The 1,216-nt window shown below is 69.9% G+C and carries 1 protein-coding gene; it reads right to left on the bottom strand.

Annotation, left to right across the window (positions count from 1 at the left end):
- Positions 1 to 67 precede the first annotated feature (67 nt).
- Positions 68 to 1,015, bottom strand: coding sequence for a glyoxalase (locus G3N92_RS33990; protein WP_206131864.1), 948 nt, complete (start codon positions 1,013 to 1,015; stop codon positions 68 to 70).
- Positions 1,016 to 1,216: the final 201 nt, after the last annotated feature.

Raw genomic sequence — 1,216 nt, 5'->3', positions numbered from 1 at the left:
GAGCACGACGCGCCGGGCGGCACGGGGCTTGCGGGACGCCTTGCGCGTCGTCTCGGTGCGCATCGGCTTACTTCGCCGCGGCGTCGAACTGGTGCAGTTCCGCGACGTAGCCGCCCGGGAACTCGACCATCGCCGTGCGCCCTTCGGCGTTGCGCGCCGGGGCCACCAGCACCTTGACGTTGGCGGCCTGCGCCTTGGCCAGCGTGGCGTCGAGATCGGCCACGCGATAGCCGGTGGTGTCATGCCCGTACGGGTACGGCAGCTTGCCGTCGGTCACGAACACCAGCATGTTGCCGAAGCCCGATTCGATGCGCACGCGGCGGATCTTCTCGCCCGGCTTGCCGAGTTCGGCGCCGTCGGCATGACGGCTGTCCGACACGATCTTGCCGTGCGAGAAGCGCACGAAGCGCTTGATGAAGTTGTCGGCCGCGTACTTCGACACGTACACGCGGTTGTCCGGCACCAGTTCGAGCGGGCCGTAGTTCGGCGCCTTGGTGTGCCAGTAGAGCTGCATCGTCAGGCCGCCCGGCCACTGGATGATGGCGTCCTTGCCGATCGGATCGTCGAACGAATCCACCAGCACGTCGGCGCCGGCCGCGCGCGCGGCGCGCAGCGCCTGATCGATGTCGGTCACGAGGTAGCCGGTGCGCTCGTTGCCGAACGGATAGGGCACCGGCGTCTGGAACGCGAACACCGACAGCATGCCCACCGGCGTCTGCACGTACTGCGAGGCCGTCTTGCTGGGCGTCGGCGTGACCGTGAACACGGCGCGCGGCGAGGCCTTGCCGCCGAACGTGGCGATGAAGCTGTCGACGAACGCGTCGATGTCGGCGTTCGCGACATAAACGTGCGTGGTGTCGTATTGCGGGCCGACCGACACGGCGGGCGCGTGGGCCGAGGCGGCGGTGTAGCGGGCTTCGTCGGCATGCGAGGCAGCGGCCGGCAGCATCAGGCCGAAGGCGGCGAACGCGGCGACCAGCGCACGCGCCGGGCGGGACAGAACGGGGAAATTCACGGTGGACTCCTCAGTAAGGAACGGATGAAACGAAACGGATAGCGAGTTACCGGGCCGCGCCGGCAGGCGCGGCGGCGGCTTCGCGCGCGGCGTGCCACGAGGCGCAACCGAGCATGACGAGCAGCGCGAGCGGCAACAGCAGCGCCCAGAACGACGCGGCGCGCCAGCCGAGCGCGCCGCCGCCCGCGCCAAGCGCGAACG

It is taken from the genome of Burkholderia sp. Ac-20379 (assembly GCF_017104645.1).
In the GTDB taxonomy this organism is placed as follows: Bacteria; Pseudomonadota; Gammaproteobacteria; order Burkholderiales; family Burkholderiaceae; genus Burkholderia.
This window is presented reverse-complemented; position numbering and strand designations above follow the sequence as displayed.